This is a genomic window from Bacillus sp. FSL P2-0069 (assembly GCF_038593315.1).
Classification (GTDB): Bacteria; Bacillota; Bacilli; order Bacillales; family Bacillaceae; genus Bacillus; species Bacillus safensis.
Genome location: NZ_CP151984.1, coordinates 1,696,480 through 1,711,723, shown reverse-complemented (window position 1 = coordinate 1,711,723; position 15,244 = coordinate 1,696,480). Strand labels below are relative to the sequence as shown.

Sequence of the window (15,244 nt, the reverse complement as noted above, 5' to 3'; positions counted from 1 at the left end):
TTAGGAAAAACATGCTATAATTTCTTTAAAATTGACGTTTTGAGGTGCAAAAGATGACGAAGCTATCAAAAAGACAACTCGATATCCTGAAATTCATCAAAGATGAAGTAAAAAGCAAGGGTTATCCCCCATCCGTCCGTGAAATTGGAGAAGCTGTCGGTCTAGCATCCAGTTCAACGGTCCATGGACATTTAGCTAGACTAGAAACAAAGGGCTTAATTAGAAGAGACCCGACAAAACCTAGAGCGATCGAAGTACTAGATGAAGAGGAAATGAATATTCCAAAGAGTGCTGTAATGAACGTTCCAGTCATCGGAAAAGTAACGGCAGGCCTTCCTATCACAGCTGTTGAGAATGTAGAAGAATACTTCCCTCTTCCAGAGACATTTGCTGCACCAGACGAACAAGTGTTTATGCTTGAAATTATGGGAGAAAGTATGATTGATGCAGGTATTTTGGACAAGGACTATGTCATTGTGCGTCAGCAAAGCACTGCTAACAATGGAGATATTGTGGTCGCCATGACAGAGGAAGATGAAGCGACAGTGAAACGTTTTTATAAAGAAGATACACACTTTAGATTACAGCCAGAAAATCCATCAATGGAACCGATTATTTTACAGAATGTGAGTATACTAGGTAAAGTGATTGGCGTTTTTCGAAATATTCATTAAAAAAAGCCGGTATTCATCAGCTGCTGATGAGAACCGGCTTTTTCTTATGCACAAGAATAGGCAAGAATACTTGAGCTTGGGAAGGAACCAAATGTAAAGTTCGGCCATATAAAGCCAGTTGTTCGGCCAAAAGGCTGTGAGGAAAGAACGAACATTAAAAATACTTGGCCGTTTCTCAAAAGCACAATCGTCCATCTTCTATTACAGCCCGCTGCAAAATGAACAGCTTGATGGCCTCCTGCACTTTGCGCAGATATAAGCGACTGCATACTTTGAGGCTGAGAGAGTGCTTGCTGATACTGCGAAATGATATGCTGCGGCGGAGCTGGCGGTGCCGATTGCCCGCCTGACCCTTGACCTGGCCAAGTACCTCCTCCAATCGGAAACCCAGGAAAACCTCCAATTTGAGGAATAGAAATCGATGGCAATCCCTGCATCTGCCTATCATATGAGTAACCATTCCACATATCTTCATACGGTTGATACATACGAAACACCACTTTCTTTAGACTTTCATCACGACAGTATATGTCATAAATAAAAAAGAGTGTTAAACGTCTAAATAGAAATTTTTCCAAAAGACGTTTCGTTCTTCTTTAGAACGGTTAAATAATGATTAAGAAGAAAAATAAAAAAAATGAAAACTTTTTGTCTCCCTCAAACGTTATATAATTAGAAACAAAAGAAATAAAAAACATTTAGATTTAATACTTGTAATATCACTGTAATTATTGTAACATTTGTAACATAAGAAGTTTTCATTGAGAAAAGGAGGCAATCGCCTTGAAAAAATTATTTGTTTTATTAACTGCTATTATGCTTATGATCTCATTACAAACAACAACATTGGCCGCTTCCAAGAAATCAGCCGCTTTGACAAATAAAGAAGCGTTACATATTGCCCTTGATGCAAGAGAACATTTTTGGAGTGCAATGTCAGGCTACAAAATTAAAGACCATTCTAATGTCAAATTAAAATCATTTACCTATAAAGATATGACGTACAACTATCTTTCTAAAACATTTGATACAAAGAAAAAATTAAACAGCTACCTATCTCAAGTTTTCACTCAAGATGCCATCAAACATGGTTTAAAAGATTATCAGTTCATTGTTCATAAAGGCAAAATGGCTGTTCCAGTCGGTGATGGAGACAACATGCTCAATTGGGAAAAAGCCACACCTAAACTTGTTTCTAAAAAACAAACGGTCCGCACATATGAATTTACTGTCCCAACACTTGATGGACGCAAAGTAAAACGAACTGTTACGTACGAAAAAGTACAAAAAAATTGGAAAGTCACACAAATTGACGCTGTCATCTAAATAAAAAACCAGGCCTTTCATCGGCCTGGTTTTTATATTGAAGAAAATTCAGTCATTCGGTCCAGCGCGTGAGCAAGTGATGATGCCGTGCGAAATTCATTAAAAGGAAGCCCAAGCTGCACTGCTGTTTGGGCAATTTCTGGTCTAATCCCTGAAATGGTCGTCTCTACTCCAATTAACCGAAGTGACGTGACAAGATCAAAGATTTGATGAGCCACCATTGTATCAATCATGACGACACCCGATAGATCAATACATAAATGCTGAACACCTTTTTGCGAGCACTGATTTAGCGTATTTTCTAAAATAATCTTGGCTCTCGCTGTGTCAATGTCACCTACTAATGGCAATAACGCAATCTGGCTTTTTAGGACAATTACCGGCGAGCTCAATTCATAAATCATATCTCTTTGAGCCACGAGTTTTTCGGTTGTATTTTTCACATATTGCTGGATAAACACATGGATTGAAATATTAAACGCTTCGGAAATTAAATCATACCAATAAAAGATGCGGTCAATATCAATTTCATCTTGACGCTGTTTGATAAATTCTTTTAAGTAATGCAGAACCACTCTTTGATTGGACATGTATTCTCTCACGACATAATCTAATGGTGTATTTAAATGCTTTGGGTCACTGGCTAATGCCTCAGACCATTTTTTAAATTCAGTATGTAAATACGTCTTATCTTCAATAATAGCTCGTATAAAATGCTGGTAATAATCTTGATTCTGCCGTTTTAGCTCAGCTATGATGCTGGAATCTGTTGAACGATATATGGATTCTGGATCATCGTCCTCAATTGATTCATACCATGTTTCAGTCAGCTTCTCTGCATGCTGCATAAAAAAATCGTATAATGCACGGTTCTTATCCATAAGCAAATGTCCCTTCACATTTTCTTCTTGTCAGTCTTTGTACCTTATAGATTGATTGTACCACTGAATCTTTTGACCCTGCTAGCTCGAATAGGCTCTGATGATAAACAAAAGAGCTCCCCACTCAAGGGAGACTCTTTCCGATTTATTTCACAATGAATAATATTCTTTTCCCATCAGGAAACCCGCTGATTTGATGCCCGACCCATGAGCCTGCCCCCCTATTATCAGATGGACTGACATATTGAACGCTTGCGCCTTTTCCTCCCTCAAGACAAACCGCCATTGGCCATTCATCCCGGTCAAAGCCAGGTTTTGTCGGAATTCCTTTTAATGATTCTTGCCTGCGGGCATCTGCTCCATTTCGGTCAATGGTACACACATCTGAATGCCCTTTTCGAATGGCTTCTTGAATATGACTGCCTGTTTCAGGGTACCTTTCCTTTGGAAATTGAACGACATGATCATATCGATCAGCCCCTTTTGCTGCCTGCTTCTCTCCAAATCCGCCAAACAACGTGCCCATCCATATCACAAAACATAAGGCGACAGCAGCGATCCAGCCTCTTTTCATCTTCAAAAGCGTGTGACCTCCTCATCCATCTTCAGCATCATCTTGACTGAAAGGAAATGTGTCATTTTAATGTATGAGTGGTGCGCAGATGACATGAGAAAAAAATGATGAGGCTCTCAATCTCAAATCTCTCAGGTTAGAAATATGAATCCTATCAAATCGATTCATACAAAAAAGCTTGTCCCCTATGAAGGAAACAAGCTCTATTTTTTATTGCGCTTTCGCATAGTTTATAAACTCAACAAAGGCAGCTGTCGCTTTCGGCCCGCCATTTATCGTTCCGTTTGAATACCCAGCGTTATGAACTCCAACGATTTGCTGGTTCTGATCCAGCATGGCAGAACCTGAATTTCCGCTGAATGTATCAATCGTATAGTATGCTAGATTCGTATCTTCTCTCGTCACAGGACCCGACATCTCCCATTGTGACACCTTGCCAGTCGATCTCATTTTATCACCAGGATATCCTGAGATTTTAATGGTTGTCCCAGTCAAGTTTGTCACCTGACGGATGGATCGGTAGCCGACCGTATTGCCAATGTTCGTATCGGTTTTAATCACGGCAAAGTCATATTGGCTTGCACCAGTATTAATATACCCGCTTGGCACATAGAACTCAGTCATTTTTGCTGAACCGTTCACCGCAGTACTATCATTCATACCAGGATATACAGTCCCTTTCTCACTATAGCTTCTCGATGCCGTATTGTACACACAGTGTCCGTTTGTCAAAATTTTGTTAGGAGCAATGAGTGTTCCCGTACAGCTTGAGCCGCCAAATGTAATATAAGCAATCGAATTGTATGGTGCCACTCTTGTATTTGCTACTTTGGTTCTACCATCGTCTCCAATGACGACTTTCGTTTGAAAATCTTTTAAATATTTTGATAGTGGTTTTACTTTTTCGCCAACAGTAGAAGAAAGATCATCCACTTTGTCAAAGGATGAGGGGGCTTTCGTATCATTGTGGAAATCACTTGAAGAAATCACTTTACCATCAGAAGTCACCATGTCATAATCAGACGTTAGTACTGAATCCGATGCGGCATGGGCAAAACTAGGCACACTTAAAGCACCAAAAACGAGAAGAGAAGGGAGTAACATTTTCACCTTTTTCATCATATTCCTCCTTTATGTCCTATATCAAAAATCATACGATTGTTTCATATTGGAGTAAATGAGAGAATATTCTTATTTTTTACAAAATATTTCATTTCCAAATTAGGTGTTTTGTAACTTCCCAACCTTCATTCTATCGATCTCTTTCTATGAGAATAGAAAAAACCGCCTAATAGGCGGTCTTTCCTCTTTGTCAGCTCCACACATCTTTTACATATCTATTGTCATTTGCGAGGGTTGTCAGCCAATTTTCAGCTGTTTCTCTCGAGCATTGTTTCTCGTTTTGATAAAGATCGATCAGTGTAGCCTCTACATCTGGGGCCATAACTTTTCCGTCTCCGCACACGTACAGATAAGCACCTTGATCAAGCAATTCGATCAGCATGCCGCCGTCTTCTTTCAACAAATGCTGAACATATACTTTTTGCTCATCGTAACGAGAATAAGCACGATGGATATGGACAATGCCGTTTTGCGCTGCAAGCTTCATTTCATCAAAATATAGATCATCTTCCTGAGGGTGACGGCAGCCAAAATATAGGTGGGCTTCGCCTAGCTGCTTCCCTTCCTTCTGCCACACTTCTCTTGCCTGAACAAATCCTCTAAATGGAGCGATTCCTGTACCTGGTCCAATCATAATCATCGGTATGTCTGATGAAGGGGGCAGCTGGAATCCGTCTTGGGCTTCATGCAGGAAGCAGGCTACTTCTTCCCCTTCTTTCAGACCACATAAATAGGTTGATGCGACTCCGGCATATTCTCCGCTGCCGCTCCATGCTTTACCTTTGACAACTGCCACTGTGATACTGACTTTTTCTTCATCTACCTTTGGCGAGCTTGAGATCGAATAATAACGCGGCTTTAAAGCTGGTAAAAGCGCCAAAAAGTGTACAAATGGCAGCTCGCATGCTTCATATTGATCTAATAAATCCAGCATGGTTACTCGTTTCTTTAAGATGGCTTCTTGATATGCTTCACCAGCCATTTGTTCAAGTTCCACGCGGTGAGGCGGACATACCGTATGTGCTGCAAGCTCTCTTAGCTGTGTACGTGTCGCAGGTTCTTGAAGCTCAACATGCGAGGCGAGTAATTCTTTGATTGGAATCGGCTGATCTAATGGTAAATGACTTGCCTCTTTATCAGATGAAAGCTTAATGTGCTGCTCTGGATCTAGTTTAAAGCGGCGGGTCACACGCTCAACGAGTGCATCACTATTTTTCGGCACAATCCCGATATGATCCCCTTCTTTGTATGCTTTGCCAGCAGGCAATTTCAGTTCAATATGCCTTGTCTGCCGCGTGCTTGTTTCTGATTGTAATTCTTCATTTTTCAATACAACAGCTGAAAAGGCATCATATATTTTAGCTACAGGACGCTCCACTAGCTCATTCGTATAAGAAACTGATAGGTTTGGTTTTTCCTTCCCCTTTTCTTGGAAGGTGAGCTTAAATTCTTTTGCAAGTTGTTCGAAGACTGTTTTCTGGAAGATTTCTTTATCCTCATCCATATCACCGCCTGCATCCCCTTCTCCTAAATCAGCTACACGTTTGGCTCCTTTTCTTTCTAGAGCTTCATCAATTAGACGGGGGATCCGCTGGTACGTACTCGCCCAATTTCGATCTCCGCATCCAAAGACAGCAAATGTCACGTTTGATAAATCCTGCTCTTCATCCTGCGCCAGCCAATCCACAAATTGCTTCGCATTGTCAGGCGGATGTCCGTTGTATGAAGCGGTCACGATGAAGACAGCACCTGTGTCTGGCAATTGGCGTGTAAAGTCATCAAGCGGCGCAGTGGTTACATCAAATCCTTTTGCTTTCCCGTCTTCAGCCAGTTCGTTCGCTATTTGCTTTGCCGTACCAAGATTTGATCCGTATAAAACTAGCAGCGGTGTACCGTGACTCGCCACTTTTGACTCACTAGATTTGGTGCTTTTCTTCGATTCTTCTTTCGGCGGTGCCATAAAGAATTGCTGCTTCCTTGGCCGCACTTTGATTTTAAAATCGTTAGGTTTAATTGTGAGAGATTCTTTTAAATCAAGCTCATAAGATGTGTGATCAATTAACTCTAAATTGTGCAGAACCATCGCGAGAACCATCGTAGCTTCATGCAGGGCGAACTGCATACCGATACATGCACGCTGTCCATTCCCAAAAGGCTTGTAGGCATGTTGCGGGATTTTCTCAGGATGTGTAAACCGCTCTGGTTTAAATTCTTCAGCATCCTCGCCCCATACCGCTGGATCACGGTGTAATTTAGGGAGCAGAACAGAGACACTTTGATTTTTTTGAATCGGATATTTTCCCCCGATTACTGTGTCCTCTTTCGCATAAAGAGAGAACGTAGGCGCTGTTGGCCAGAGGCGGAGAGCTTCATTTAACACCATACGAGTGTAGCTTAGCTTTTGCACCTGTTTAAATGCCGGAAGCCCGCCCTGCAGCACCTCATCTGCTTCCTGAACGGCTTTCTTTAATTTCTCTGGATTCTTCAGTAAGAAATAAATCGCAAATGATAGCAGCCCGCTTGTTGTTTCGTGGCCTGCAATTAAGAAGGTGATGATTTGATAACGGATATTTTCATCGGATAAACGTTCACCTGTTTCAGGGTCCTCTGCATGCAGCATAAGAGACAGTAAATCATCGCCCGCTTTATCTTGTTTTCTTCGTTCCTGAATAATGTCATCTACTAATTGCTTCATAAAATCGACATGCTGGTCAAATTCTTTTCTTCTTTTGATCATGAGTTTATCTGCAATTGGCAATCGACTCGACTGCTCCATTGCTTCATTTAAGCCTTTCAGCATGCTGTCGATGAACGGATGTTGATTTTCTTTATAAAAGCTGTTAAAGCGAAAATCAAAACCGCAAAGGCCGATCGTATCTAAAGTCAGCTTTGTCATATCCTCAGCTACTTCAATTTCTTCATCGCGGCCTGTTCTTTGCCATTTTTGAACAAGCTGTGTGGCAATATCGAGCATCATCTCATGATAGCCCTTCATGGCCTGCTGGCTGAATGCAGGCATCAAAATTTGATGAGCCTTTCTCCAGTTCGGTTCTTCTGTCCAGCTTGTAAATAGTCCGTCCCCTGCAAATGCTCTTACTTTACTCAGACTAGTTCCAATAAATTTATCAAAACGACTTTCGTCGCAAACTTCTTTGACAAGTTCATGGCTGGAAACAAAAATACTTGTTGCATTTGAAAATTCAAACTGAAAGATCGGTCCTAATTCATCTGCCAGCCGCCAAAAGGTTTGAGCAAGCTCTCCCTTTTTTATATGGGGAATATTTTTTAAAGGTCCGTATGTTTTTGGTTTTGGAATGATTGATGTTTGCTTCATATGCCCACTCCCTTTATTTCTTTAAGATGCAATGCTAATGGCGCGCCATAAACATTGCTCAATATCCTCTAAAAATTCAATCGTTGGCTCTATTTCTTCTGCAAGAATTTGCTTATGCAGCTGCACAAAAGCACCAAATACAATAGATAAAATGGTTCTGCCTGAGAGGTTTGGGTGAATCCCATCCTTTTTTCCTTCTTCAAAGATAAGGAATAGCTCATGTAACAAATGCTGCATTTTCTCTTTGCTCGTCTCGTCTAAGTAATGGGATCGTTTATCAATCTCTAAGAAATACAGCCCGCTTGGATTCTCCTTTGTAAATAAAACCAAGCAATAAAATACATGCTTAAAGTACGCCCGAATACTTAACTTTGGATCTGGACTGTTTGTGTTCATTTTTTCGATAAATGCTGAGAGGCTGCGCTGGTACAAAATATTGACGAGTGCCTCCTTGCTGTCGAAATAACGGTAAATGGTGCCCGCTCCGACGTTTGCTCTTTTTGAAATCATCGGCATTGTGGTGCCGTCAAAGCCTCGTTCAATAAATAGTTCCAGCGAAGCCTTCATGATCTGTTCTTGTTTATCAGTCACTGCTGGCATTTCATCCCCTCCTTATAAAAATATAGGAATGAACGTTCATTCCGCTTTCGGTATATTATATTAATATTTTAATTCCATCTATTTATACTTAAACATACTTATTTTAATCCGTCATCACATTTTCTGAAAATAATAATAATTGAGAAATGCTACCTAGTCGTATGACACCCAAAGGACTTATAAAGTTTGTCAAATGTGTGTCACACAGGTGTCATCAGCACTACACATTCATTCCTGATCTATTGGAGAATGAATATGGTCGTCATATGTATCAATATATAAGTTTCCATTACTTGAACGAACAGCATAAACAATGTCCTTTAAGGACAGCTGCCTTTTTTTAAGCTCTTCTTCTATCCATTGCTCTGTTAATTGATTTTCTTGTATGTTCTTTTGGATGAGTTTCCCGTCCATGATGACTTCAATCGGCATGTAACGCTCTGCCTCCATGAATAAATGTAGGTCTTTCCGCGTGACTTTTTCAAACGAAGGGTATTTTTTCACTGACATATGCCCATCTGTTTCAATCATCGCAAATTCAACTTCGCTAATATCAAAGATGTCTTTTTCTCTCAGCTGTTGATTTAAATAATCAAGGGTATATCTCATCCCTTTCATATTTCCTTCAAGAATTTTTCCATTTTGTATGACAAGGGTTGGTTTACCAGCCATAAACCCTCTCATCTTCCGGCTTCTTAATGCAAGCAGGGAAATCACATAAATAATCATGACAAGTGACACAAAGGAAATCGTTGTGTGCTGAAGCGGGAGCGTTGTATTAAACGCCAGGTTCGCTGCAATTGAACCTAAGCTGATGGCTGCTATAAAATCAAAAATATTCATTTGCGCAATGGTTTGTTTTCCTAAAAGACGTGCTCCTCCAAATAAAATTGCAAAAGCAAACATCGTCCGAAGAATGACTTCAATATGGTCAGGCATGCAAGTGTCCACCTTTCAATTGCATCAAAAAAAGCCTTTTCCTTAGAAAAGACTCTTTGTTAGACTATGCATTTATCCCACCATTATTCAATTGGGCAGTACCGCTTTGTTCAAATTGTGACCGCAGTTCAATAATTGTGCTATTCCTCACATGATCTGCTTCTTGCTCAAGAAGCCACGTATAGAACCTAGCTTGCTCCGCTGTCTGCAACGCCTGCATAAATTTTTGCGAGGAACGCTTCTCTGCAACGCGCTGCTTCATCCCGCGCATCTGCTTCCAGAATTGATAATAAGGAAGCTTGAGTTTGGTCATAAAGCCGCGAGCATCCTCAATGACATATCCCTCTTCTTTTATTGTGTCATCATGAGAGACCGCCTGATACCATTTATAAAAAGACGTCCAATCATGGAAAACAGCCACTTCCTGCTTACAGGATATTCCCAGCTGTTCACTTAATCTTTTCACTTCAGCGAATGGTGCTTTTTCATAGCTTAACTGCCGCTTCACTATATCGAGTAAAATGAGTTGATCTTGTTCATATGTGATAATATGCGGATCTTTTTCTGGCAAAATGACTTCAAACACAAGAGATACATGGTGGTCACGGACGTATGATTTGATGTAGTCAGCCTGGACATCACTGAAGGTTTTATAAAATAGCTCTTCGACCCAGGAAGCATGCTGATTTTGTTTCACATGTGATGTATACGATTTGGACGTAAACACCAATTCATCTTCCATTTCGTTATACCCAACAGTTCCTAAGTATCCATTTGCTTTATCATATACGGCGACAGGGAATTGAAGATGGTTCACTAAATGCTGCATTCTTGTCTCCGGACGCTCATCAATGTTAAAAAATTTATTATAGCTTCTAGACACAATCTGCTTTGAAACCATATTGACAAACAAACCTCTTGCCTTCACATTCACATCATCCCACTGACGTTCACTAAAAGCCTTTTTCGTAAAATTAAAAGATGAAATATGGTGTGGAAGCTTTAATTCCTGAACGTATTCATGCTGATCTAAATGAGCTAAAAAATCATCCAGTGAAATATCTGATTGAACAGCAGCCAATTGTTTTTTCTCAGAGGCTCTGTAGACTGGATTGTCAATTTCATGAGTCTCAATCCCCTCAGCTGTGATTTTTAACACCCGCAGCTGCCCCCCAAATTCAACCTGGCCTTCTAGGTTATAAGATCTTTCCGCTGCGTGAATAGGCAGTCTGTATAAATTGCGATGCCCGTGAATTTGGATGATATCCAGCCCAGCTGTGTTTTGAACAAATAAGTGATCAATGTCATCTGAATATTCTCCTACGCCGTGAATGAGCTGCTGTGTTGAGACATGAAGAAGCTCTTCCGGCAAATGAGCAAGTCCGCCATGGGTAACAAGAAATGTCTGATCATGGTACGTAAAATAAGTCAGCTGATGAAAGGTTCTGACAAACTTTCGTACTTCCTTCAAATCAAAGTCTGCTGCTTCGATTTCAGGCGCAGTATGCCGGTTAAACATATTGCTTCTGACTTTTTCACCATGTGCAAACCGGTATAAATGCTGATCATGATTGCCTTCAATGACGATGACATTCCGGCATTCTCTATGGGCGAGCATCCATTCTAATACTTCTTTGTTTTCTATTCCCCTATCAAGCAAATCCCCTGTAAAGATATAAAGTTCGTTTTCTTTGATGTCTCCTTGCAAATAGGTGGTAAGTGCGGTGTAACAACCGTGAATATCTCCGAAAACATGAATGGCCTCATATTGATCAAAGGATCGAGGCTGATAGGTCATCACTTGCGGATATTCCTCCGGCTGCAAAACAGTCACCCATGACGGGACCTTTTCTGTTTTTAACCGCTCGTTCATTTGATACAAAACAGATTCCCGCACCACTTTGTGAGATTCACGTGAGCGATTTTGCAAAAGAGCTGTTTCAAGGGGCACCTGCGTGAAATCGACGACATATACCCTGTAACGATACGAAGTCGCTAAAGACTTATATTGAGAAATCGATTTACTTGAAATATGTGTCGCATCAATCACAGTAAAGTCTCCGCGTTCCATACGGGCCGTGAGTAGATCGAATAATAAAGACCAAACTTTGTGGTCATGCTTGCTTGAAATGTCTAGTTTCCCATTGACTGATAGCTGCGGCGGCTGCGTTAACAGCCGGATTTGATCCGCTGATAAAGTGTAAGGCTCTAAGCCTTGTTCTTTGATCCATGTTGATTTACCTACGCCTGGGAGACCTCGTAAAAGGACTAAAGTTCTCATATTGGTTCTCCTTTAATGAGTGATATTTTACCTATTATAGATAAATTATGGATAAATCTCAATCTTTTAATGATTATGGTAATATATAGATAGAAAAGGAGGTTTTACGTATGTCTAATAGAGAGGATATGGCATTCAACATGGGAGATCTTCTATTTCAAATGTTCTCTCTTCTATTCATTGCCTTTATTGTGACAATCATTGTCATCGCGTTTCGCATGATCAGAAGAAAACGAATGGAATTGAAAAAAATCGAGGCAAGATTAAACAAAGTGATTGAAAAAAACGATTTAAAAGAGTAAAAAATCCGGAAGTTAACCGGATTTTTTTGTTTTCATCACGATTCCTTGACGCTGCTGCATCAAAAAGAAAAAGACGCCTAAAAGAACAAGCAGGCCGCCAAGCATTTGAAGCAGAGTGACTTTCTCTCCAAGCAGCCATACAGCAAGGATCGTTGCCCCAACAGGTTCACCAAGAATACTCATTGAAATGGTTGTCGCATTCACATAGGTTAAAAGCCAATTATTAATGACATGAGACATGGTGGGAATGATGGCGAGCAATAAAAAGATTCCCCACTCTTTACCCGGATAGCCTGTGAAAGGGGTTTGCTGAAGCAGGTTGAATAAAATTAAAAAAAGACCGGCAAAACCAAATACACAAAAACTATAAATCCAATGAGATATTTTTCTTACAGCCTGTTGGCCTATTAACAAATAACAAACAACAGCAATCACACTCAAAAAGGATAAAATATCTCCTAAGATGGCTTCCTTGCTATGACCAATATCTCCCCAGCCTATCATGAGGGCACCAACAATCGCTGCACACATCGTCAATAGAGCAGACATTGTTGTTCGTTCACGGAAAATGAGGAATCCGCCTAATAAGGAGACCATCGGCTGAAGGGCGATAATAATGGTAGAGCTTGCCACTGTCGTCAGTTTCAGTGAGCCAAACCACAACACAAAATGGAGCCCTAAAAAGAAGCCTGACATACATAAGAAAAACCAGTCTCTTCGCTTTATCGAGAGAAATTCTTTTTTTCTAGGTAGGATAAACGGCAGCATGAGAGCCGCCGCAAAGATCATTCGATACATACTTAAAATAGCAGCAGGTGCATTTGACCATTTCACAATAATTGCAGAAAACGAAATGGCAATAATTGAAATCACAAGCGGTAGTGCAATTGATTTCGTTTGAGCAGTTGTCTTCATTTCCATTAGCAGCTTCCTTTACATCAGCAGTAGATGAGCAGTTCATCTTGTATGTCGTCATCTTACTATGTCCATTCACCTAGTGGCAAGATGATTTTTTAAAACTGGCGCGAGCTTTCTGGATGAAAAAAAGCTTTCATGACGAAAGCCTTCATTCATCATCTATTAACAGATAAACGGCCTGAACTGGGCCATGAACCCCCACCACTAAATTCATTTCAATATCGGCAGAATTACTTGGACCTGATATAAAATGGATGGCGCCTTTCGCCTGCTCCCCCTCTTCTACTGAGCGATTGAGAGCCGAAACAGCCTGAATCATCCGCGGAACAATTGAGCTTTTCTCTATACACACGATATACATCATCGGTAAAAAATGCAGCGCTCTTCCTTGACCTTGGTGGGATGAAAGGACAACTGTACCTGATTCTGCAAGGGTATAATCACTGAACACAACTGCATATTTCGCTTGTTCTGCCTGCCTTAATTTTTCTTCTCTTGATGCATCTGTATTCCAGCTGGTGATGGAGATTCCTTCCTGTTGCAAGCTGTCAAACATAGGGAGGAAACCATATTGTTCAAAACGCCGATCACGCGATGTCATCACAGCACCCTCACCATATTCTGTTATCAATAATCGTAATACAGAGGGCGCTTCCTCCGGTGTTGTTTCGACCACTCTTGTGTGAATTTGCTGACATTGCTTTTTCAATTGCTCGACTAGCTCTTCTTTAGACAAACTTCCGTTTGTTTCCCACTGGACTTGATGCCTCCATTCCGGACGCTGAATTGCTGCAGTTGGGGAGGAGTTTTTGCCTAATTGCTGCTGGATATGAGATAGAAACGACTCTCGGTGAGATATGGTCCCCTTCATCACTTCTCCTCCCTTTGTCTCTTTTTAAACCAATCCCTGAATCTTTCTTTACTTGGAACTGGCAGGTCACGAATATCTGTCCAATTCTTTAAAGGGCCTATCCCTTTTGAAATTTGTCCGTTTGAAGCCATACGATTCAAGAGCGCAGGGGCTGCTTTTGTTCCAAATTGATACATTCCGGGAGACGATGCCCCCATACCAAACATTTTCATCGCCATCATTTCAGCTTTAGGCGCTCTGCCCTCTTTTTCTACGATCACCTGTCTATGTTTAATCAATAACTCGTGAAGCGGAATCTTCACTGGACAAGCATCCGTGCAGGCTGCGCACAGACTTGATGCAAAGGGGAGCTCTTTATAGTCATCATAGCCGCCAAGAAGCGGCGAAAGAACAGCTCCGATTGGCCCCGGATAAATCGAACCGTACGAATGTCCGCCAACATGCCGGTAAACCGGGCATACATTGATGCAGGCTGCGCACCGGATACATTGGAGAACAGGCTGAAAGGCCGTTCCTAATATATTTGACCGCCCATTGTCCACAATGACCAAGTGAAATTCTTCTGGTCCATCTAGTTCTCCTTCTCCTTTTGGTCCCACGACAGAAATATAACTAGTTAATTTTTGACCGACTGCGCTCCTGCACAAAAGACCCACAAGGACATCCAGTTCCTCCATTGTTGGAACAAGCCGCTCCATTCCCATAACGGCAATATGCGTCTTCGGTATAGCCGTGACAAGATCCGCATTCCCTTCATTTGTCACAAGGCAGATGGACCCTGTGTTGGCCACTGCAAAATTACAGCCGGTCACACCAATATCAGCTTCGAGGAATTTTTCACGCAAGAGGGCTCTCACAAAACTCGTCATTTCTTCAGGTGTGTCTGACATCTCATACCCAAGCCTTTCATGAAATACTTCCCGTATTTGTTCTTTCGTCATATGAAGGGCGGGTGCCACAATATGTGAAGGCGGTTCATGGTCATCCACTTGCAGAATATATTCGCCAAGATCGCTTTCGACCACCTCACAGCCGATCTCTTCAAGCGCTTGATTCATCTCGATTTCTTCTGTGACCATTGATTTTGATTTGACGACCTTTTTGCCTGCTTTCTTCTGTGCCACGTTTTGAATATATGCTGATGCCTCTTCCTTTGTTTTCGCAAAAAAGACATGACCTCCGCGTGCACTTACACTTTCACTTAATTGATATAAGTAATCATCAAGATGCGTCAGCGTATGCTGCCTGATTTCCTCGCCAAGCTCACGCCACTTTTCCCAATTGCCAAGCTCCTCGCTTGCAGTCAGCCTTCTTTTATACAGGCGTTCCTGTGCTGAGGAGACAGCACCTCTCATGACAGCGTCTTCTAAGCCATCCCCGATCCGTTCTTTAAAGGCCTTTTCTCCAATTTTCATACTCATG

Annotated in this window: 14 protein-coding genes; 3 read left to right on the top strand and 11 right to left on the bottom strand. The window is 41.3% G+C overall.

Features of this window, described 5'->3' with window-relative positions; genetic code table 11:
* Nucleotides 1-53 precede the first annotated feature (53 nt).
* Nucleotides 54-674, top strand: a complete 621-nt coding sequence (lexA, locus tag NSQ34_RS08620; protein WP_024425129.1) for a transcriptional repressor LexA — start codon at nt 54-56, stop codon at nt 672-674.
* A gap of 44 nt (nt 675-718) precedes the next feature.
* Here lexA and NSQ34_RS08615 read toward each other — a convergent pair whose 3' ends face one another.
* Entirely contained in the window at nt 719-1,162 is a 444-nt protein-coding gene (locus tag NSQ34_RS08615; protein WP_034283419.1) for a hypothetical protein, read from the bottom strand.
* Between the two features lie 295 nt (nt 1,163-1,457).
* Here NSQ34_RS08615 and NSQ34_RS08610 point away from each other — a divergent pair, with 295 nt between their 5' ends.
* A complete protein-coding gene (locus tag NSQ34_RS08610; RefSeq protein WP_041109224.1) occupies nt 1,458-2,000 on the top strand; it encodes an IseA DL-endopeptidase inhibitor family protein in 543 nt (180 codons plus the stop codon).
* Nucleotides 2,001-2,032: 32 nt separating this feature from the next.
* Here NSQ34_RS08610 and NSQ34_RS08605 read toward each other — a convergent pair whose 3' ends face one another.
* The 7 genes from NSQ34_RS08605 to NSQ34_RS08575 all read right to left on the bottom strand — a co-directional run bounded on the left by NSQ34_RS08605 (nt 2,033) and on the right by NSQ34_RS08575 (nt 11,731).
* Nucleotides 2,033-2,881: an STAS domain-containing protein gene (locus tag NSQ34_RS08605; protein ID WP_176967406.1), complete on the bottom strand. Its 849-nt coding sequence runs from the start codon at nt 2,879-2,881 to the stop codon at nt 2,033-2,035.
* 145 nt (nt 2,882-3,026) lie between these two features.
* Nucleotides 3,027-3,407 (bottom strand): NucA/NucB deoxyribonuclease domain-containing protein, encoded by a 381-nt coding sequence (locus tag NSQ34_RS08600; protein ID WP_051149980.1) that lies wholly within the window; start codon nt 3,405-3,407, stop codon nt 3,027-3,029.
* A gap of 258 nt (nt 3,408-3,665) precedes the next feature.
* Nucleotides 3,666-4,574, bottom strand: a complete 909-nt coding sequence (locus NSQ34_RS08595) for a trypsin-like serine protease (protein WP_024425124.1) — start codon at nt 4,572-4,574, stop codon at nt 3,666-3,668.
* Nucleotides 4,575-4,767: 193 nt separating this feature from the next.
* Entirely contained in the window at nt 4,768-7,911 is a 3,144-nt protein-coding gene (locus tag NSQ34_RS08590) for a cytochrome P450 (protein ID WP_176967407.1), read from the bottom strand.
* A 21-nt stretch (nt 7,912-7,932) separates the two neighbouring features.
* Complete coding sequence (locus tag NSQ34_RS08585; RefSeq protein ID WP_024427074.1) at nt 7,933-8,511, bottom strand: TetR/AcrR family transcriptional regulator; 579 nt, start codon at nt 8,509-8,511, stop codon at nt 7,933-7,935.
* Nucleotides 8,512-8,739: 228 nt separating this feature from the next.
* Complete coding sequence (locus NSQ34_RS08580) at nt 8,740-9,450, bottom strand: DUF421 domain-containing protein (RefSeq protein WP_061109909.1); 711 nt, start codon at nt 9,448-9,450, stop codon at nt 8,740-8,742.
* A gap of 64 nt (nt 9,451-9,514) precedes the next feature.
* Nucleotides 9,515-11,731, bottom strand: a complete 2,217-nt coding sequence (locus tag NSQ34_RS08575; protein ID WP_176967408.1) for an RNA ligase — start codon at nt 11,729-11,731, stop codon at nt 9,515-9,517.
* Nucleotides 11,732-11,841: 110 nt separating this feature from the next.
* Between NSQ34_RS08575 and NSQ34_RS08570 the strand changes: the two genes are divergently transcribed.
* Nucleotides 11,842-12,033: a hypothetical protein gene (locus tag NSQ34_RS08570; protein ID WP_034283400.1), complete on the top strand. Its 192-nt coding sequence runs from the start codon at nt 11,842-11,844 to the stop codon at nt 12,031-12,033.
* Nucleotides 12,034-12,045: 12 nt separating this feature from the next.
* On the opposite strand, the gene NSQ34_RS08565 is transcribed toward NSQ34_RS08570, so the two are convergent.
* The 3 genes from NSQ34_RS08565 to NSQ34_RS08555 form a co-directional block, all read right to left on the bottom strand.
* Nucleotides 12,046-12,954: a DMT family transporter gene (locus tag NSQ34_RS08565; RefSeq protein ID WP_034283398.1), complete on the bottom strand. Its 909-nt coding sequence runs from the start codon at nt 12,952-12,954 to the stop codon at nt 12,046-12,048.
* A 145-nt stretch (nt 12,955-13,099) separates the two neighbouring features.
* Nucleotides 13,100-13,822: a lactate utilization protein C gene (locus NSQ34_RS08560; RefSeq protein ID WP_061109907.1), complete on the bottom strand. Its 723-nt coding sequence runs from the start codon at nt 13,820-13,822 to the stop codon at nt 13,100-13,102.
* Nucleotides 13,822-15,243 carry a LutB/LldF family L-lactate oxidation iron-sulfur protein gene (locus tag NSQ34_RS08555; protein ID WP_061109906.1) on the bottom strand — a complete coding sequence of 474 codons (1,422 nt, stop codon included), beginning with the start codon at nt 15,241-15,243 and terminating at the stop codon, nt 13,822-13,824. Before NSQ34_RS08555 ends, NSQ34_RS08560 begins: the two co-directional genes overlap by 1 nt.
* Nucleotide 15,244: the final 1 nt, after the last annotated feature.

Coding starts and splice junctions, on each gene's coding strand:
- lexA (WP_024425129.1), top strand. CDS start 54: ATGACGAAGCTATCAAAAAGACAACTCGATATCCTGAAATTCATCAAA.
- NSQ34_RS08615 (WP_034283419.1), bottom strand. CDS start 1,162: ATGTATCAACCGTATGAAGATATGTGGAATGGTTACTCATATGATAGG.
- NSQ34_RS08605 (WP_176967406.1), bottom strand. CDS start 2,881: ATGGATAAGAACCGTGCATTATACGATTTTTTTATGCAGCATGCAGAG.
- NSQ34_RS08600 (WP_051149980.1), bottom strand. CDS start 3,407: ATGGGCACGTTGTTTGGCGGATTTGGAGAGAAGCAGGCAGCAAAAGGG.
- NSQ34_RS08595 (WP_024425124.1), bottom strand. CDS start 4,574: ATGAAAAAGGTGAAAATGTTACTCCCTTCTCTTCTCGTTTTTGGTGCT.
- NSQ34_RS08590 (WP_176967407.1), bottom strand. CDS start 7,911: ATGAAGCAAACATCAATCATTCCAAAACCAAAAACATACGGACCTTTA.
- NSQ34_RS08585 (WP_024427074.1), bottom strand. CDS start 8,511: ATGCCAGCAGTGACTGATAAACAAGAACAGATCATGAAGGCTTCGCTG.
- NSQ34_RS08580 (WP_061109909.1), bottom strand. CDS start 9,450: ATGCCTGACCATATTGAAGTCATTCTTCGGACGATGTTTGCTTTTGCA.
- NSQ34_RS08575 (WP_176967408.1), bottom strand. CDS start 11,731: ATGAGAACTTTAGTCCTTTTACGAGGTCTCCCAGGCGTAGGTAAATCA.
- NSQ34_RS08570 (WP_034283400.1), top strand. CDS start 11,842: ATGTCTAATAGAGAGGATATGGCATTCAACATGGGAGATCTTCTATTT.
- NSQ34_RS08565 (WP_034283398.1), bottom strand. CDS start 12,954: ATGGAAATGAAGACAACTGCTCAAACGAAATCAATTGCACTACCGCTT.
- NSQ34_RS08560 (WP_061109907.1), bottom strand. CDS start 13,822: ATGAAGGGGACCATATCTCACCGAGAGTCGTTTCTATCTCATATCCAG.
- NSQ34_RS08555 (WP_061109906.1), bottom strand. CDS start 15,243: ATGAGTATGAAAATTGGAGAAAAGGCCTTTAAAGAACGGATCGGGGAT.